14 protein-coding genes are annotated in these 17,807 nt (G+C 71.6%); 8 read left to right on the top strand and 6 right to left on the bottom strand.

The window, feature by feature from the left end; translation table 11 throughout:
- Positions 1-45: 45 nt before the first annotated feature.
- The 3 genes from OHB41_RS06290 to OHB41_RS06280 all read left to right on the top strand — a co-directional run bounded on the left by OHB41_RS06290 (position 46) and on the right by OHB41_RS06280 (position 4,701).
- Positions 46-2,727: a thioester reductase domain-containing protein gene (locus OHB41_RS06290; RefSeq protein WP_266696948.1), complete on the top strand. Its 2,682-nt coding sequence runs from the start codon at positions 46-48 to the stop codon at positions 2,725-2,727.
- Entirely contained in the window at positions 2,724-3,860 is a 1,137-nt protein-coding gene (locus tag OHB41_RS06285) for an alpha/beta hydrolase (RefSeq protein ID WP_266696947.1), read from the top strand. Before OHB41_RS06290 ends, OHB41_RS06285 begins: the two co-directional genes overlap by 4 nt.
- A gap of 61 nt (positions 3,861-3,921) precedes the next feature.
- Complete coding sequence (locus tag OHB41_RS06280; RefSeq protein WP_266696946.1) at positions 3,922-4,701, top strand: alpha/beta fold hydrolase; 780 nt, start codon at positions 3,922-3,924, stop codon at positions 4,699-4,701.
- A gap of 50 nt (positions 4,702-4,751) precedes the next feature.
- Here the strand turns inward: OHB41_RS06280 and OHB41_RS06275 are convergent, their stop codons facing one another.
- From OHB41_RS06275 to OHB41_RS06265, 3 genes are all read right to left on the bottom strand, one after another.
- Complete coding sequence (locus OHB41_RS06275) at positions 4,752-5,237, bottom strand: DUF6924 domain-containing protein (protein ID WP_266696945.1); 486 nt, start codon at positions 5,235-5,237, stop codon at positions 4,752-4,754.
- 244 nt (positions 5,238-5,481) lie between these two features.
- Complete coding sequence (locus OHB41_RS06270) at positions 5,482-7,083, bottom strand: aromatic amino acid ammonia-lyase (RefSeq protein ID WP_266696944.1); 1,602 nt, start codon at positions 7,081-7,083, stop codon at positions 5,482-5,484.
- A 100-nt stretch (positions 7,084-7,183) separates the two neighbouring features.
- The gene (locus tag OHB41_RS06265; RefSeq protein ID WP_266696943.1) at positions 7,184-8,146 is read right to left on the bottom strand and encodes an ABC transporter substrate-binding protein; all 963 of its coding nucleotides are present in this window, start codon (positions 8,144-8,146) and stop codon (positions 7,184-7,186) included.
- Between the two features lie 452 nt (positions 8,147-8,598).
- Here OHB41_RS06265 and OHB41_RS06260 point away from each other — a divergent pair, with 452 nt between their 5' ends.
- The 4 genes from OHB41_RS06260 to OHB41_RS06245 are packed head-to-tail and all read left to right on the top strand — an operon-like array spanning position 8,599 to position 12,815.
- Complete coding sequence (locus tag OHB41_RS06260; RefSeq protein ID WP_266696942.1) at positions 8,599-11,286, top strand: ATP-binding protein; 2,688 nt, start codon at positions 8,599-8,601, stop codon at positions 11,284-11,286.
- 2 nt (positions 11,287-11,288) lie between these two features.
- Positions 11,289-11,762 carry a roadblock/LC7 domain-containing protein gene (locus tag OHB41_RS06255; protein WP_148012874.1) on the top strand — a complete coding sequence of 158 codons (474 nt, stop codon included), beginning with the start codon at positions 11,289-11,291 and terminating at the stop codon, positions 11,760-11,762.
- 59 nt (positions 11,763-11,821) lie between these two features.
- Positions 11,822-12,253, top strand: a complete 432-nt coding sequence (locus OHB41_RS06250; protein WP_266705695.1) for a DUF742 domain-containing protein — start codon at positions 11,822-11,824, stop codon at positions 12,251-12,253.
- A complete protein-coding gene (locus OHB41_RS06245; RefSeq protein ID WP_401801796.1) occupies positions 12,204-12,815 on the top strand; it encodes a GTP-binding protein in 612 nt (203 codons plus the stop codon). Before OHB41_RS06250 ends, OHB41_RS06245 begins: the two co-directional genes overlap by 50 nt.
- A 77-nt stretch (positions 12,816-12,892) precedes the next feature.
- Here the strand turns inward: OHB41_RS06245 and OHB41_RS06240 are convergent, their stop codons facing one another.
- From OHB41_RS06240 to OHB41_RS06230, 3 genes are read right to left on the bottom strand one after another with little or no spacing between them, the layout of a single operon-like run.
- A complete protein-coding gene (locus OHB41_RS06240; RefSeq protein WP_266696941.1) occupies positions 12,893-13,567 on the bottom strand; it encodes an ABC transporter permease in 675 nt (224 codons plus the stop codon).
- Complete coding sequence (locus OHB41_RS06235; protein ID WP_266696940.1) at positions 13,564-14,274, bottom strand: ABC transporter permease; 711 nt, start codon at positions 14,272-14,274, stop codon at positions 13,564-13,566. The genes OHB41_RS06240 and OHB41_RS06235 overlap by 4 nt, the downstream gene beginning before the upstream one ends.
- Complete coding sequence (locus OHB41_RS06230; RefSeq protein ID WP_266696939.1) at positions 14,271-15,410, bottom strand: ABC transporter ATP-binding protein; 1,140 nt, start codon at positions 15,408-15,410, stop codon at positions 14,271-14,273. The genes OHB41_RS06235 and OHB41_RS06230 overlap by 4 nt, the downstream gene beginning before the upstream one ends.
- A 290-nt stretch (positions 15,411-15,700) precedes the next feature.
- On the opposite strand from OHB41_RS06230, the gene OHB41_RS06225 reads away from it, so the two are divergent.
- Complete coding sequence (locus tag OHB41_RS06225; RefSeq protein WP_266696938.1) at positions 15,701-17,794, top strand: GH92 family glycosyl hydrolase; 2,094 nt, start codon at positions 15,701-15,703, stop codon at positions 17,792-17,794.
- The last annotated feature ends 13 nt before the right edge of the window (positions 17,795-17,807 follow it).

The following is a 17,807-nucleotide window of genomic DNA, read 5'->3' as shown; positions in this document are numbered from 1 at the left end:
TGACAGCGGTGCGGGAAAGGACAGTGCACAGGGTGAAGGGCTCTCATGCGTGAAGTGAACGAGGACACGTCGTCGTACGCCGGTCGGCGGGCGGCGGGTGAGGCGATCGAGCGCGGTGACGGGGGGCTGAGCGTGGAGGCCCTGCTGTCCAGGGCCGGGCTGACGTCGGCGTCCGAAGCGACCACGACCGGTCCGCAACCGGGTGGGGCATCAGGTGCGCGTGCCGTTTCGCGTCGTGCGGACGTGGACGCGGATACCGGCGCGGGAGTGCCGCCGTTCGACGCCGGTGCGAGTACGAGTACGAGTACGAGTGTGGGTGTGGGTGCGGGTGCGGGTGCGGGTGCGGGTGACGGTGACGGCACCGGATGTGGTGCCGACAGCCCGGGCGACGCCGTGCCCACCCCCGCGGCACCCGACGTGGACGGCCTGGCCTCCGCGATCGCCGAGGCGGCCGGCCCCTTCGTACCCGAAGGACGGCTGTCGCCCGACACCGACTTCTTCGACGCCGGCGGCACCTCCGTCGGTGCCGTGGAACTCGTCGCGGCGCTGGAGGACGCACTGGGCGTGGAGATGGACCTCGACGAGGTGTTCGCCGACGCCCGGCCGCGCAGCCTCGCCCGGCGCTGGCTGGCCACGGTCGGCGCCGCGGCGGCCCCCGCCGTGCCGGACACCTCGGAAACCCCCACGCCCGCGGGGAGTTCGGCCCCGCCGGAACCGATACCGCGCACGTCTCCGCCCGGGACGCCACCCCGTACTCCCTCGCCCGGGACGGCACCCCGCACCGCACCTCCCGGGACGGCACCCCGCACCCCACCGCCGGGGACGAGGACCGACTCCTGGACGGCCGCCGGCGACACCCCGTCCTCACCCTCCTCCCCGTCGTCCCCGTACTCCTCGGCCCGACCCGAAGACCTGGACCAGATCCTGGCCGACCTCTCGCTCGCCGACCGTCTGCCCTGGACGGGCTCGCCCGAGCCGGTGCCGCCTCGCCGGATCCTGCTCACCGGCGCCACCGGCTTCCTCGGCGGCCATCTGCTCCTAGACCTGCTCAGGCACAGCGACGCCCACGTGTACTGCCTCGTCCGCGCCGCCGACGACGAGGCGGCCTCGGCCCGCCTCGGCGCCGCGCTGAAGACCCACCGGCTGCCCTGGTCGTCGGAGATCCGCCGCCGGGTGACGGTGCTCCCCGGCGACATCCGGCGCCCGCGCCTGGGCCTGTCGGACGACGTCTGGAACACGCTCGCCCACGAACTGGACAGCGTGGTCGGGGTGGCGGCGGCCGTGGACTTCCTGCGCGGCTACCGGTCGCTGCGGCAGAGCAACGTCCTCGGCGCGCTGACCCTGGCCGAACTCGCGGCGACCGGGGCGCCGAAGCCGCTGCACCACATCTCCTCGATCGCGGTCTTCAACGAGGTCGGCATCGCCTCCATGGGAGAGGACGACCGACTCGCCCATGTCGACCGTCTCGTGGCGGGCTACGACCAGACGAAGTGGGCCGCCGAGGTCGCGCTGCGCAGGGCACGCGACCACGGTCTGGTCGTCACCGCGTTGCGCCCCGGAGGCATCGGCGGTCACACGAAGACCGGTGCCTACAACCCGCAGGACCTCAGCAGCGGGCTCGTCTCGGCCTTCGCCCGCTTCCGCACCGTACCCGCCTTCAGGTACCTGAACTCGGCCCCGGTGGACTGGGTGAGCCGGGTCGCGGCCGCCGTCGTCTGCGAACCGGACGCCTGGGGCCACGACTACAACCTGACCGGCCTGCCCAACACCCTCGACGATGTCGTACGGGACATGGCGTTCGGCGGCATGCACGTACGCGTACAGGACTGGGACGAGTGGCGCGCCGACGTCCTGGGCCGCCTTGAGGCCGACCCCGTGCCCGAACTGGACTTCCTGACCCGCGTGTTGCGCAGTCCCACCGCCCTCAGGCTGTGCGAGGCCACGCTGAAGGGGCCGGCGGCCACCGGTGAACGCACCGCCGCGCTCGTCGAGGCGCTCGGGCTTCGGCCCCCGGCCCGCTACGACTCCCAGGCGCAGCTGAGGACCTTCGAGCGTCTCGCCCAGGACGGCCTGGCCAGGCTCCCGCACAAGGACGACCAGCCCTATCTGTGGTTCTCCGAGACGACCGAGGGCTTCGTGGGGCCCGTCGGCACCGCCGCCGAAACCCCCTGCTCGATGGCGCTGACCCTCTCCATCGCGAGCATGTACCAACTGGCGCGGGAGCGGAGGGTGGACGCCGGTGGCGAGCTCGTGTGCCCCGCCGTGCATCCCGAACCGCTGGTCGTGGCACACGGGGACCTCTGGATCCGCCCCGAGGAGGGCATTCCGCGGCAGCACGGACAGCACCATCGACTCCTGCGCTACCGACTGCTGTTGCGGGACGCCGACGGCGGCCGCTGGTGGCTGGAGGGCCACAAGCACGCCCGCGCCCGCCGTGACGTGTGGCGCCAGACCCGCGCGCTGCGCGTCGAGATCGGCCGCGAGGGAGAACCGGCCGCCCTCACAGGGGAGTTGGTCGTGCCCGCGGACAGCTACGTACGCGACCAGATCGACGGCATCAAGGTCGATCCGCGCCTGACCGCCCGGGAACAGCGGGCCGCCAAGCTGACCTGGCTCGCATGGTTCGGCCTGGAGATGGGCCGCGGACTGCTCGGCCCCTTCGCCCGGGCCGCCGCGGACCTCCTCGACCTGCGCCGCACCCCGACCCCCTCGGAGCACCGCCGATGATCCTCAGAACCGCCGCCTCCCGCACCCGGCAGCCGCTCCGAAAGGTCCGGACTGCCACGGCCCCGCACCCCCTCCGCCACCGCCTCGACCCGACGCGGGTCGAGGAGATCCCCTTCACGACCCGGGACGGCGTACGCCTCGCGCTCACCCGCGTCGACAGCGGCGAGCAGGACCGGCCCGCCGTGCTGCTCCTGCACGGGCACACCGCGTCCGCCGACATGTTCCTGCTCCCCGAGACCCGCAACCTCGTCGACGCCCTGCTCGACGACGGCTACGAGCCCTGGCTGCTCGACTGGCGGGGCAGCCGCCGCTTCCCCTACAACGAGACCGGCCGGCGGTACACGTACGACGACGTCGCCCTGTACGACATCCCCGAGGCCGTCTCCCGCGTCCGTGAACGCGTCGGCGACCGGCCCCTGTTCGTGGTCGCCCACTGCGTCGGCTCCCTCACCCTGTCGCTGAGCATGACGGCGGGACTGGTGCCCGGGCTCGCGGGCGTGGTCTCCCAGGGTGTGTTCCTGACGCCGAAGCTCGCGGGACGCACCTCGCTGCGCATGACGGTGGCGGGTGAACTGCTGCGCAACCGGATCGACCACATCCCGGTCGACTTCCGCAAGGTGGGCCTGCGGTCGAAGTACACGCCCCTGTTCGCCCTCGCGTCACGCGGGTCGGCCTGCCCGGACCCGACCTGCCAGATCCTCCACAACTCGGCCTGGGGCTCGGGTGCCTCGCTCTTCGTGCACGAGAACCTGTCCGACGCCACCCACGACCGGCTCGCCGAACTCCTCGGGCCCGCGCCCCTGTGGATCCTGCCCCACCTGCGCCGCATCGAACTGGCCCGCACCGTCGTCCGCTGGCACGACACCGATCACCGCTACCGGACGCTGCCGCCCAACGCGCTGGACGCGGCGGCCCGCATCGACACTCCGGTACTGCTGCTCGCGGGCAGCGAGAACGGACTGTGGCTCGACTCGCAGCGGCTCTGCCACGAGGTACTGACACACCGGCAGCCGCAGCTGGACGTCTCGTACACCGAGATCCCCGGCTACGGTCACCTCGACACGTTCCTGGGCCGGGGCGCCGCCCTCGACGTGTTCGGGCACATCCTCGAATTCCTCGGCGAACGACGGTGACGGCGGCCCGTGCGGCCGGATACCGTACCCGTCAGTAACCGGATCGCACCCAGGAGGCCCCATGCCGCAGCTCGATGTCGACGGCGCCGCGCTGACGTACGACGACGAGGGCCCCCGCGACGGTGGCGGCGTCCCCCTGGTGTTCCTGCACGGCTGGACGGCCAACCGGCACCGCTGGGACCACCAGGTGGCGCATTTCGCCGAGAAGCGGCGGGTGGTCCGGCTGGACCTGCGCGGGCACGGCGAGAGCGGCGGGGCGGGGGTGCGTACGATCGCGGAGCTGGCGACGGACGTCCTCGCCGTCCTCGACCACCTGAAGATCGAGCGCTGCGTCCTGGTCGGTCACTCCATGGGCGGGATGATCTCCCAGACCATCGCCCTCGCCCACCCCGAGCGGGTCGAACGCATGGTCCTGGTCAGCTCGATCAGCAGGATGACCTACAGCCGGGGGCGGGGCCTGCTCATGGCCGCGTCGACGCTGGTGCCGTTCAAGCTGTTCGTCGCCACCAACATCCAGCGCGCCTTCGCCCCGGGCTATCCGCGCGAGGAGATCCGGGAGTACGTGCGGACCTCGGCGTGCACCCCGCGCGAGGTGGTCATGACGCTGTACGGCGCCATGCGGTCCTTCGACGTCCTCGACCGGCTCGGCGAGATCCGCACCCCGACCCTCCTGGTCCACGGCTACTACGACATCCAACTGCCCGTCGGACAGATGCTCCGGATGGCGAAGGCCTACCCGGACGCCGTCGTGCGGATCCTGGACGCCGGCCACGAGCTGCCCGTGGAGAAGCCGACGGAACTCACCGCCGCGCTCGACGGGTTCGTGACCGACCGGCCGTAGCCGACGGATCCCTGGTGGACACCTGCTGGACTCCGTGGACCGGTGGTCGTTCAGGAGGCCCGGTAGATCCCCTCGGGTTCGTCATGCGCCATCGCGGCGTACTCCTCGAAACCGAGATTGCCGATGCTCAGGTTCGCGTGGATGTCGTGAATCCCCGCGGGGACGGTACGGAAGGAGCGCCCGAACTCGGTGAGCCGCCGGTGGTCCTCGTCGTCCTCGCACTCCTCCCGCGTCAGCGTGGTGACCGCCAGCAGCGCGTGGTGCGCGGCACGCATGGTGGTCCCGTCGGCGAGGAAGACGACCGACAGGTTCTCGTCCGCGCGGACCGCGGCGACCACGTCGTCGACGCCGGCCTCCGCCCAGGCCGGGTCGTCCACGATATGGAGTCCCGCCGCGTACTGCCCGTCACCCCCGCCGCCCCGGGGCTCCGCCAGGGCGGCCGTCACGGCCCGCCAGGACACGTCGTCGTGATAGTCCGTCCTGACGATCAGCGCATCGAATTCGTCCCGGCCGACGACGGCGGGCAACGCGTTCATGGAACGTTCTCCTCGGTGACTGCGGTGACTGCGGTGACTGCGGTGACTGCGGTGGGGCGACCGGTCGACGGTACGACGTCCACGCCGTCCGGAAGGGCAGTCGGGGCCGTCGCCCCCGCCATGGGTTCGGCACCGGCCGGTATCGGCAGAGCGCGAACGTACCGAGGCGCTCCCTGTTCCCCGTTCCCCGGCCGCCGGGGAGAGGTGACGGGCAGGACGGGCGATCACGCTGCCCCGGAAACCTCTACAGCAACGTAGAAGACGGCGTGTCGGCGGTGTGCCCCACCGCCGCCGCGAACTCCGTGAGCAGCGCCGCGGCGCTCGCCACGTCGCTCGTCAGGGAGCGGTCCTCCATCGCCGGGTTCAGCACCGCGGCGGCCCGTGCGTAGGCGCGCCCCGCGGGGGTCAGTGGGTCGGGGACCGTACCGCGCTGGCGCAAGGCCCGTACCGCGGCCACCAGTTCGCAGCCCAGGACCAGCCGGTACGCGTCGGTGAGCCGGAGTGTCTTGCGGGCCGCCTGAGTGGCGAAGCTCGCCGCCTCCTCCGTCCCCTGTGACAGCACCACATGGCCGAGAGCGGCCGGTGCGGCACACGCCTGGACCTCGGCGACCGCTGCCGCCGCGCTGTACTCGAGGATCATCATCCCCGACCCCGCCGACGCCCCGTCGGCCAAGTAGGAACGCAGCCCGGTCAGTTCGGGTCGGCCCAGCCCGGAGAGCCGGGCGGCGGAGAGCCTGGCCGTGCCCAGGACGGCGAGGCACACCCCGTCGAGCGCCAGTGTGAGCGGGGTGGCGAAGAAACCGCCGTGGTGGCGCGCGACCGGACTGACACCGGCCCCGTCCCAGCCGACCAGTGGGTTCTCCACGGCGGAGTTGAGGTCGACGGTGAGCACCTCGTCCAGGGTGCTCCACGCCTCCGTCGCCGGGCCGTGCGCCTGCGGGAAGCAGCGGAATCCGAAGGGATCCTGAACGCGCGGGGACGGCGGCCACGGCGCCTGCGACGCGCCGAGCAGCCGTCGTACGCGCGCGGCGGCGCGCTGCGTGGGCGGATGCGGGTGCGCCAGGTGGACCTCGGGCGCGTACGCCTCAAGCGACGCGTTGATCGCGCACAGGGACAGGGCCGCCACCACGTGGGCCGCGCGCAACAGCGCGTCGAGGTCGTGGCAGGCGAGCGCCGACTGCCCGAGGGTGAGGGCGTTGCTGCTCAACAAGGCGAGGACGTCGCCGCGTTCGATCCGCAGCGGCTCGGGGAGCGGCTCCCCGCCGTCCGCCCGGTCGTGTTCCCACGGGCCGTGTCCGAACAGCGCCAGTCCGAGTTCGGCCAGCGCCGTCAGATCCCCGGTGCCCACCGCCCCGTACTCGCTGACCGGTGGATGCACACCCGCCCGCAGGGCGTCCAGCACGGCCATGGCGATCGCGGGGCGCAACCCCGAGCCTCCGGCGAGCAGTTGGTTGGCCCGGACCGCCATCATCGCGCGCACCTGTCGGACCGGCAGCCGCTCCCCGATGCCACCCGCGTGGCTGAGCAGCAGTCGCAGGTCATGGCCGTCGCCGTCGTGTTCCTCGACGGTGACGCCGCGGTGCGCTCCGACACCGGTGGTGCGTCCGTAGGCCCGGGTGCCCTCCGCCGCGAGTGCCTGGCCGGCCAGGTGCGAACGCTCCATCCCCTCCAGTGCCGCCGGACGCAGGGTGGCGGGCGAGGCTCCGCCGGCGATCCGGGCGACCGCGCGCGCGTCGAGACCATGGCCCATCAGCGCCACCTCGCCGGGCACGGCGGGCGGGGCGGCCACGCGTGGACGAGCGGTGCGCGGGCCACCGGGGGACGTTTCGGCGGTGTGCTCGAGCATGACGGACGTTCTCCTCAACCACACGGCCCCGGGCGCCCCCACCCCCGAGGCGACGGACAGCGGGCCGGAGCGGACCTCCGCTCCGGCCGGCGCGCGTCCGTCAGGACAGTCCGGCGGACGACAGCCACGTCTTGGCCACGTCCAGCGGGTCCTTGTTGTCGTTCTGCACCTGGGCGTTGAGGTCGACCAGGGCGTCCGTGTCGAGCTTCGCGGACACGGCGTTGAGGGCGGAAACTCCCTCGGAGGTGAGACCGCTCTTGTAGGCGAGCGGAGTGACGTTCTCAAAACCGAAGAGATTCTTCGGGTCCTGGAGAACGACGAACTTGTTCTTGCTGATTCCGGGGTCGGTCGAGAAAATATCCGCGGCCTGGATGTTGTTGCCCTTCAGAGCCGCGACGGTCAGCGGGCCACCCGCGTCCAGGGCCTTGAACGACTTGAAATTGAGGCCGTATTCGGACTTCAGGCCGACCAGTCCCTGCTTGCGGGTCTGGAACTCCGGGGAACCGCCGATGACCATGTCCTTCGCCGCGTCGGCGAGGTCGGCGATGGTCGACTTCTCGGTGAGGCTGTACTTCTTGGCCGTGGCCTCGTTCACCGCGACCGCGTCCTTGTCCTGGGCCTCGGAGGGCTCCAGCAGGGTCAGCTTCGCGTCGAGACCGGCGGTGATGGCCTTCGAGGTGTCCTCGACCGTCGTCGGGGCCGCCTTGGCGTTCAGGTAGGCCAGCAGGGCGCCGTTGTACTCGGGCAGAACGGTGATCGTGCCGTTCTTGATCAGACCGTAGGTCGTCTCACGGCTTCCGATGTTGAGCTTGTAACTGACCTTGATGCCCTTGGCCTTCAGGGCCTCGCCGTAGATGTCGGCGATCAGGATGCTCTCGGGGAAGTTGTTGGAACCGACCACGACCGTGCCGCCCTTGGCGGTGTCACCCTTCAGCGGGTCCTTGCCGTCGGAGTTGTCGTCGGAGGAACCGCAGCCCGTGAGGGCGGCCGCGGCCACAACCAGCAGGGACACAGCATACGTTGCGGTCGTTCGGGTGCTTCTGGCGTGGGTCACGTTGGTCATCCAGACTTGTGCATGGGGGTCGACGGTCGGAAGGCGTGGCGTGTAGTCGATCCAATCGAGCGCAGTAACGCACCGTCAAGACACGAATAGATCACCGATGGAGACCAGGCGGCTTCACCGCGTGTGCGCAACTCGCTCGAAAGGTCGGCGAATCGGACGTATCGCCGTGTCACTTTTTGGTTGATCATGGCCGTACTCTTGCGGCAACCGCTAATGTTGGCCGAGTCGGGGGACATGGTTCCACTTGCTCGGCCCGAGCGCGCTGACACGACCCGTCCACGCAGCCCGGGCTGCGGGCTTCCAATTGGGAATGAAGTCAAGGAGGTTTGGTGCCCGCGCACAGGAAAGCCGCCCGGGGGCCGCAGACCACGGCTCCCCGAATAGGCCGGACACCCTCCCTCCTGGACCGTTGGCCTTTCCGGCGGAAACTCAACGTCCTGGTCATTGTCCCGTTGGCCGTCGTTTCCGCGATGATCGCGTACATCGTCTACTCCGAGATCGACTCGGCCCGTTCCGCGGCCGCGACGGCCCGTCTCGTACGGGACAGCGCGCAGGTCACCAAACTCATCGACGGCGTGCAGACCGAGCACCGGCAGGCACTCCTGGTGTCCCTGCGCCACGAGGCCGCCCGCCCCGGCGACAAAGCGGCCGACACCTCCGCCTTCCTCCAGGCGCAGCAGAAGGTCACCGCCCAGGCCGAGACCGTGCGGGCCACCTACGGCGAACGGCTGCCCGAGGCCGAGGCCCAGGCGCTCAAGGAGCTGGAGGGCCTCGACAGCCTCCGTAAGACCATCGAGCAGGGCCCGATCCCCGCCGACAACATCGACCCGGCCTACGGATCGGTGATCGAAGGCCTCATCAACGGCCTCGGGCTGGGCCAGTCGGGCGGTGAGTCCTCGGAGTCCGCCGGCAATCTGCTCGACGCGCTGCTGCGTGCCGACACCGCCCACGCGTCCTTCGAGACCAGCGTCTTCGCGGCCCGCACCCGCGACGCCAACGCGCTCATCGAGTACACGGGAGCCGTCGGGGACTACGAGCAGTACACCTACCAGGCCGAGCGCTTCACCCGGTTCGCGAGCCAGGAACAGGGCGCCGAACTCGCCTCGATCGAGCACAGCGCCTACCAGAGCGTCATCGCCCAGCACTACGCGGCGCTCCAGGTCGACCCCAGCGGTCTGGTCGCCGGGAGTCCGGCGCAGTTGCGCGCCGCGCTCCAGGCCGCGCTGACCGCCGACCCGACCTATGAGCGCCAGGCCCAGAACCGGCTGAAGATCACCGAGTCGCTCATCAACGAGATCGCCGCCGAGACCCAGTCGGCGTCCAACGACGCCTGGTGGCAGGTGTTCTGGCTGGTGGCCGCGAACCTGGCCGCCTTCGCGGCCTGGATCCTGTTCTCGGTGCTGGTGCGCCGCTCCGTGGTGCGGACCGTGCGCAGTCTCACCCAGGCGGCCCAGCACGTGGCCGCCGCCGCCGAGACCGAACTCGCCCGGGTCGCCGACGACGACGCCGACGACGCGGGGCCGCCGCGACTCGAGGCCGTTCCCGTGCCGGTCCGCGACGAGATCGGCGAACTCGCCGAAGCCTTCAACCAGGTGCAGGTCACCGCGAGTGCCCTGCTGGAGCGCCAGGTGGTCAGCCGCCGCAACATCGCCGAGATGTTCGGCAACGTCGGCCACCGCGTCAGCAACCTGACGGCACGGCAACTCGCGCTGATCGACTCCGTGGAGCGCGGTGAGACCGATCCCGAGGTACTGGACCGGCTCTACCGCATCGACCACATCGCCGTACGTCTCCAGCGCAACGCCGACAGCCTGATGCTGCTCGCCGGCATCCGTGAGACGGGCCTCAACTCCGGTCCCATGCGGCTCAGCAACATCGTGCGCGCCGCGCTCGGCCAGATCGAGGGCTATCAGCGCGTCACCCCGCACGCCGAGGGCGATGTCACCGTCGCTCCCGACATCGTCGGCGACCTGACGCTGATGCTCGCCGAACTCCTGGAGAACGCCGTGACGTTCTCCCCGGCGTCCAGCAGTGTCGAGGTGGTCCTGAGACCGCGGCACGGCTCCGGCGGCGGCGCCCTGATCGAGATCATCGACCACGGGCTCGGGATGAGCGCCGAACGGCTGGAGGAGGAGAACGCGCGCCTGATCCGCCGTGAACGGCTGGACCTGGCCCCGACCGAGGTCCTCGGCCTCTTCGTGGTCGGCGGACTCTCCCGGCGCTGGGGCATCGAGGTCGTCCTCACCCGCACCCCGGGCGGCGGCGTCACGGCCACCGTCGCGGTGCCCGCGTCCCACCTGCTGCTCGCCGACCCCACCGGAGCCGCGACCAGGGCCCCGCACATCCTGCCACCGCCCCGCCGTTCGGGCCTCGCCGAACCGCGCCCCGCCGCCGTCGATCCCGAGCCGGGCCCCGCGGACCTGCCCCGCAGGATTCCCGCCCGCAGCCGCGCCGCGGAGTCCCCCGGCCACGCGGGCCGCCAGGAACCGTCGTCCGAGGGCGGCATGGGCTACGGCGGCCCCGGCACGGCCCGGCCCCGGCCGGGCGCCGCCACGGCCCCCGAGGCACCGACCCGGCCGGGACCCGCAGCCCGCGAGGCAGCGGGACACGGCACACCGGGCAGCGCTGCCGCAGGTCCGGTACGGCATCGTGGCACCGGTGCCGTCGGCGGCCTCGGACTGCCACCCCGTACCGCGGGCGACGGCCTCGGCCAGTCGCCCCGCGCCACGGACGGTGACCTCGGACAGCCGCTCCGTGGCGGGAACCGGGGACGCGGCTCGGGCCCGGCCCCGGCGGCGTCCGGCAGTGCCCCCGCGCGGCCGGCCGAGGGCGGCGCCAGTCCGCTGCGGCGCCGCGTGCGCGGTGCGACCCTGCAGGCCACCACCGCCTCGACCCGGCTGCCCAGGCAGGCCGTCACCAACCCCAATCCGCGCCCGCCCGCCTGGCAGACCGCCGAAGCGGAAGCGGCGCGCTCCGAGATCGACGAGTTCGAGGAAGCCGTCCTGCGGGCCGAGCGTGAGAGCGCGGCCGGGTACCGAGGCGGCGGCGGGCCGGCCCGTTCAGGGGGACGGCCCGACACCTCGACGGAACACAGACCAGAGAACAACAGACCCTCATTCCCGGAAGGCATGAGCAAGTGACCATGTGGACAGGTGGACCGGAGTCCGCGGCCGTGGAACCGGCGACGGACGTGAAGACCGCCGCTGCCGACTTCAATTGGCTGCTCAATCGATTCGCCACCGAGACGGCCGGGGTCGTCGACGTGATCGGCGTGTCCTCCGACGGTCTGCTGATCGCGGTGTCCCAACTGCGCGGCAAGGCGGACTCGGAGCGGCTCGCGGCCATCGTCTCCGGGATCACCAGCCTTGCCATGGGCGCGTCGGGCAACTACGGCCTCGGCGGGCTCAACAAGGTCATCATCGACCTGGAGGAAGGCCACGTCCTGGTGTCCGCGCTGGGCGCGGGCGCGGTGCTCGGCGTGGTCGCGTCGAAGGAGGCGAAGCTCGGGAACATCGCGTACGAGATGACCCTCTTCGCCAACCGCGCCGGCGCCGCCCTGAGTCCGCAGCTGGTCATGGAGCTCAAGAACACCGTGGGGATCGCGCCGACCCGTTGACGGTCGGCGGGGGCGTCGCGAAGGCCGCGACGACCCGCGAGGTGAAGGGTGAGGACGTGATGACGGCCGGCGAGCCAACAGCCGCCGACGACGGCGCGTGGGGTGTGGAACCCCCCGCGTCGGTCGTCCGGCCATTCCTGCTGACCGCGGGACGGATCGCCGGAGGTGACAGCCTGGTGCCGCCGATCCCGATCGAGACGCAGGTCGTCGCGACCGAACTAGGTCTGGCCACGCTGGAGGCCTTCGTCTTCGACCAGCACCGCGACATCATCACGGTCTGCCGCCAGCCGCAGTCACTGGCGGAGATCGCGGCGAAGCTGCGGATGCATTTGAATGTGATCAGGGTGCTCGCCGACGATCTGCGCGCCGACGGTCAACTGGCCTTGTACGCACCGCAGGCCGAATCCGCCCGCGACGCCACCGTATTGCGAAGGGTTATCGATGGTCTCCGAGCTATCCCCGACTCCAGGGGCGCGATCCGTGAGCGCTGACACCGAGGCGTCCCGGCCCCCGATGCCGGTCAAGATGGTCATCGCGGGCGGCTTCGGCGTCGGCAAGACCACCACGGTGGGCGCCATCTCCGAAATAGAGCCGCTCACCACCGAGGCGTCCATCACCTCGGTCGCCGCGGGCATCGACGACCTCTCCCACACCCCGGAGAAGATGACGACCACCGTCGCCATGGACTTCGGGTGCGTCACGCTGGATCCGACCCTGAAGCTCTACCTGTTCGGCACGCCCGGCCAGGAACGCTTCGGGTTCATGTGGGACGACCTGGTCGAGGGCGCCCTCGGCGGCCTCGTCATCGTCGACACCCGCCGGCTCGACGACTGCTACGCGGCCGTCGACTACTTCGAGCACCGCGAGATCCCCTTCGCGGTGGCGGTCAACGCCTTCGACGGCAAGGTCGAACACGACCTGAACGACGTACGGTGGGCGCTCGACGTCGGCGAGCACGTGCCGCTCACCGTGTTCGACGCCCGCGAGCGCGGATCGGTGCGGGACGCGCTCCTCGTCGTCCTCGAACACGCCCTGGCCACCGCGGAGAAGTGACGGTCCGGGAGTGACAGCACGAGAAGGGGGGACGGGCCGGGCCCGTCCCCCCTTCCTCCTGTTCTCGCCGCTTCGCGTCAGGCCGTACGGCGCCTGCGCACCCCGGGGGAAACCGCCACCCGGGTGATGGCCCAGAACAGCACGAGCACGAGCAGCGCCAGTACCGCGGTGAGCGCCGCACCGCCCGCCACCTTCTCGTAGTTGCGCTGGTAGAGGCCGTCCAGGATGTAGCGGCCGACCCCGCCCAGACTCACATAGGCCGCGATCGTCGCCGTCGACACGATCTGGATCGCCGCCGAGCGCAGACCGCTGAGGATCAGCGGAAGCGCCGCGGGGACCTCGACCTGGAACAGGATCTTCCGCTCCGCCATGCCCATGCCCCGGGCCGCGTCGACGGGGGACGGGTCCACGGTGCGGATCGCCTCGTAGGTGGTGATGAGGATCGGCGGGATCGCCAGCACCACGAGCGGGATCATCACGGGCACGATGCCGAGGCCCAGCCAGACGAACATCAGCACCAGCAGTCCGAAGGTGGGCAGCGCGCGTGCGCCCGCCGACACGAAGGCGAGCGCGTTGCCGCCGCGGCCGGTGTGCCCGGTGGCCAGGCCGATCGGCAGACCGACGGCCGCGGCGATGGCGAGCGCCCCGGCCGTGTACTGGACGTGCTCCCACACGCGCTGCGGGATGCCGTCGTAGCCGTGCCAGTGGGACCCGTCGGTGAAGAAGGACTGCATGAAGTTCAGTACGTTCACGAGACGCTCTCCGGTGTGCGGGTGGGGCCCGGGATCGTGGTGGACGTACCGCGCCCGGCCCTGCGGGACGAGGGCGGCTGCCAGGGGGTGAGGACCCGCTGGAGCAGCACGAGCAGGGCGTCGACCAGCACCGCGAGGACGGCGGTGGTGACCACCGAGTTCACGGCGAGCAGCGGGCGGTGGTAGAGCATCGCGGTGGTCAGCAGGTTGCCGAGCGCCCCCTGGTTGCCGATCAGCGACCCGACGCTGACCAGACTGATGCTGGAGGCGGTCGCCACCCGCAGTCCGGCCATGATCGCCGGTACGGCGATGGGCAGTTGGACCTGGAGGTAGCGGCGCACGGTGCCGATGCCCATCGCGGCCGCGGCCGCGTTCGTCTCCTCGGGGACCGAGCGGACGCCGTCGACGACCGCCGGGACGATCACCACGAGGCTGTACAGACACAGCGGGATCATGACGGTGGTCCGGCTCAGTCCCGTGTAGTCGATGAGCACCACGAAGAAGGCGATCGACGGGATCGCGTACAGCACCGTGGTGGTCCACAGCACCGGCGGATAGATCCAGCCGAAGCGGACGCAGAGCAGTCCGATCGGCAACGCCAGCAGGAGACCGACGAGCACGGGGACCAGCGCCTCCAGCATGTGCCCGCCGATCAGGCCGGCGTAGCTGCTCTGGAGGTCGCTCGGGATGTCGAAGAAGCCGTTCATCGAACGACCTTCGCGGGGGCGGTCTCCTGGGGGGCGTCCGCTGCGCGCCGCTGCCGGGCCGCGCGGATCGCCGCGGCGACCGTCTCCTGGCCGGCGAGACCCAGCACCCGTCCGGACGCGTCCACGCCGACCGCCTGACCCGTGGGCGACAGCACCGCGCGGTCCAGCGCGACCCGCAGCGAGTCCCGCCCCACCTCGAAGCCCTGCCCGTACGGCTCCAGGTCCTGCACCTCACCCGCCCATTCCGTCAAGTCGGCCCAGCCCAGAGGCCTTCCGTCGGCGTCGGTGACCAGGACCGGTGTCCGAGCGGTCTGTTGCCCGGCGAGCTGCTGCCAGTCGGTGCCGACCGGGAAGACCCGGGAACGGTCGAGGGCGAGGTCGCGTGTGGACAGGAACGACAGACCGCGGATGCCCCGGTCGCCGCCGAGGAACTCCTCCACGAACGCGTCGGCGGGCGCCGACAACAGCTCGTCGGGGGCGGCGAACTGGGCGAGTTTGCCCCCGGTGCGCAGTACGGCCACCCGGTCGCCGACGGTGATGGCCTCGTCCATGTCGTGGGTGACGAACACGATGGCCTTGCCCAGTTCGCCCTGAATGCGCAGCAACTCCTCCTGCAGGCCCCGGCGGACCACCGGGTCGACCGCGGAGAAGGGCTCGTCCATCAGCAGGATCGGCGGGTCCGCCGCCAGTGCGCGGGCGACACCGACGCGCTGCTGCTGACCACCGGAGAGCTGGTACGGGTAGCGGCGGGCCATGCCCGGGTCGAGCCCGACCCGTTCCATCAGCTCCGCCGCACGGGCGCGGGCACGCTGCTTGGACCAGCCGAGCAGCCGCGGCACCGTGGCGATGTTGTCGAGGATCGTCCGGTGCTGGAAGAGCCCGGCGTTCTGGATGACGTAACCCATGGACTGACGCAGGGCGTTGACCGGCCGGCGCGTGATGTCCTCGCCGTCGACCCGGATCGTGCCGCTGCTGGGCTCGACCATGCGGTTGATCATGCGCAGCGTGGTGGTCTTGCCGCACCCCGACGGTCCGACGAGCACGGTGATGGAGTGGTTCGGTATCTCTAGGGACAGGCGATCGACGGCCACCGTGCCGTCGGCGTATCGCTTGCTGACATCTTCGATGGCTATCAAGCGTCGAAACCCTTCGGGAACGGCTGTGTTCGGACGTGACCGGATCACGTGCACGAGGGTGCGTAGTCTAGCCAGTTGGCGCGTACGTTCGGTCACCCCAGGGGGTTCACTGTCGCGTGATGCCCAGGTGGAGCGCGCGGCGCGGCGGGAGCCGCCGCGTCCGGCGCGCTCTCCACCGGGCGGGTGACCTCCGGGCGTGGCGGTGCGGCGCGGTCGTCGGTGCCCGGTGAGACTGACCCTCACGCCCGCCGCCCGGGGACGCAGTCCCTGCCACAGCCCGGAGAGACCTCGTGCGATTCCCCTTCCACCGGGCCGCGCTGGCCGGCGCCGCCGTCCTCGTCGTGTCGACGACCGCCCCGTCCGCGCCCGCCGTCGCCGACGACACGGTCGCCGACCCGGCACGGTATGTGAACCCCTTCGTCGGCACCGCGCCCGGAGGGGCCGATTTCGGCCATGGCGGGGGCGCCGGGAACACCTTCCCCGGAGCGACGGCACCGCTCGGCGGAGTGCAGTGGAGCCCGGACACGGTGACCTACCAGCACGGCGGCTACGCGTACGGGGACAACCGGATCGGAGGGTTCAGTCTCACCCACCTCTCCGGAGCCGGGTGCAAGGACTACGGCAACGTGCCCTTCATGCCCCTGCTCGACGGCGACACGACCGGGCAGGCCACCTTCTCGCACGCCCATGAGCTGGCGTCGCCCGGCAACTACCGGGTCACGTTCGACAACGGCATCCGCACCGAACTCGCCGCCACCCAGCGCTCCGGCGCCGCCCGCTTCACCTACCCGGCCACCGCGGGCCGGGCCGCCGCGCTGAGCGTCGACGCGGGCAAGGCCTTCAACGCGGCAACCGGAACGGTCGACATCGGCACCAACACCCTTTCCGGGTACACGGACAGCGGCGGCTTCTGCAAGTCGCACAACCGCTACCGGCTCCACTTCCACGCCACGTTCGACCACCCCTTCGCCCACGCCGTCCACCCGGACGGCAGGCCCGGCGCGGCCCTGGTCTCCTTCGCCCCCGAGGTCCGCACGGTGGCCGTCCGGGTCGGCGTCTCGTTCGTCGACACCGAGGGCGCGCTCCGCAACGTCACGGCCGAGCAGCAGGGGCGCCCGTACGACGAGGTCCGGCGGGCCGCCCGCGCCCGCTGGAACGACTGGCTCGGGCGTATCGCCGTCGGCGGCGGCACCGAGGTCCAGCGCCGTGTCTTCTACACCGCCCTCTACCACGCGCTCCTGCACCCCAGCGCGTTCAGCGACACCGACGGCCGTTACCCCGGCACGGACGGCGCCGTGCACCGCACCCGCGCGGGACATGTCCAGTACGCCGACTTCTCCGGCTGGGACGTCTACCGCTCCCAGGTCCAGCTGCTCGCCCTGCTGGCCCCGGCCGAGGCCTCGGACATCGCGCAGTCCGTCCTCGACCAGGGTCTCCAGGCCGGGTACTTCGACCGCTGGACCGTCGCGAACGGCGGCACCGGCGTCATGGTCGGCGATCCGCTGCCGGTGATCGCCTCCGCCGTACACGCCTTCGGTGCCACGGACTTCGACGCCCGCGGCCTGCTGCGCGCCGCCATGGCGGGCCGTGAGGACGAGCGCCAGCGGCCCGGACACCGGCAGTACGACACCCTCGGCTACGTCCCCTCGGGCGCCAAGGGCGTGTGGGGTCCGGCGGCCACCACGCTCGAATACGCCGTCTGCGACTACGCGTTGGCCCAGCTCGCCGACCGGCTGGGCGACACCGCCGCGTACCGCACCCTGTCGAAGGCCTCCGGGAACTGGCGCAACCTCTTCAACCCGGCCACCGGCTACCTCCAGCCGCGTGCCGCCGACGGCAGCTGGCCGGCCTTCGACCCCGCGCAGACCACCGACTACGTGGAGGGCAACGCCGCCCAGTACACCTGGATGGTCCCGCACGACCTGCCCGGTCTCTTCCGCCTGATGGGCGGGAGCGCCACGGTCACCGGCCGTCTCGACACCTTCTTCACGCGGCTCAACGCGGGCGGCAGCGAGCCGTACGCCTACCTGGGCAACGAGCCCTCCTTCGACACCCCTTGGGCGTACGACTACGCGGGCCGTCCCGACCGCGCCCGTGAGACCGTCCGCCGCGCCCTGGCCACCCTGTTCGCCGACCGCCCGGACGGTCTCGTCGGCAACGACGACCTCGGCGCGATGTCCTCCTGGGCGGTCTGGGCCGCTCTGGGCATGTACCCGCAGACACCCGGCACCGGACGACTGGCCCTGGCGCAGCCCCTCTTCCCCACCGTCACCCTGCACCGCCCGGGCCGTCCCGGGATCTCGATCACCGCGCCCGAGGCCTCGGCCACCAGCATCGACCTGAGCGCGCTCACCCGCACGGCGGACACGCGCAAGGGCCTGTGACGGGCCGGGTGAC

Origin of the sequence: Streptomyces sp. NBC_01571 (genome assembly GCF_026339875.1) — a bacterium.
Taxonomy (GTDB): Bacteria; Actinomycetota; Actinomycetes; order Streptomycetales; family Streptomycetaceae; genus Streptomyces.
This window is presented reverse-complemented; position numbering and strand designations above follow the sequence as displayed.

Bases quoted from the DNA above. Each gene is read 5' to 3' on its own strand.
- OHB41_RS06290 (WP_266696948.1), top strand. From the start codon at position 46: ATGCGTGAAGTGAACGAGGACACGTCGTCGTACGCCGGTCGGCGGGCG.
- OHB41_RS06285 (WP_266696947.1), top strand. From the start codon at position 2,724: ATGATCCTCAGAACCGCCGCCTCCCGCACCCGGCAGCCGCTCCGAAAG.
- OHB41_RS06280 (WP_266696946.1), top strand. From the start codon at position 3,922: ATGCCGCAGCTCGATGTCGACGGCGCCGCGCTGACGTACGACGACGAG.
- OHB41_RS06275 (WP_266696945.1), bottom strand. From the start codon at position 5,237: ATGAACGCGTTGCCCGCCGTCGTCGGCCGGGACGAATTCGATGCGCTG.
- OHB41_RS06270 (WP_266696944.1), bottom strand. From the start codon at position 7,083: ATGCTCGAGCACACCGCCGAAACGTCCCCCGGTGGCCCGCGCACCGCT.
- OHB41_RS06265 (WP_266696943.1), bottom strand. From the start codon at position 8,146: ATGACCAACGTGACCCACGCCAGAAGCACCCGAACGACCGCAACGTAT.
- OHB41_RS06255 (WP_148012874.1), top strand. From the start codon at position 11,289: ATGTGGACAGGTGGACCGGAGTCCGCGGCCGTGGAACCGGCGACGGAC.
- OHB41_RS06250 (WP_266705695.1), top strand. From the start codon at position 11,822: ATGACGGCCGGCGAGCCAACAGCCGCCGACGACGGCGCGTGGGGTGTG.
- OHB41_RS06245 (WP_401801796.1), top strand. From the start codon at position 12,204: ATGGTCTCCGAGCTATCCCCGACTCCAGGGGCGCGATCCGTGAGCGCT.
- OHB41_RS06235 (WP_266696940.1), bottom strand. From the start codon at position 14,274: ATGAACGGCTTCTTCGACATCCCGAGCGACCTCCAGAGCAGCTACGCC.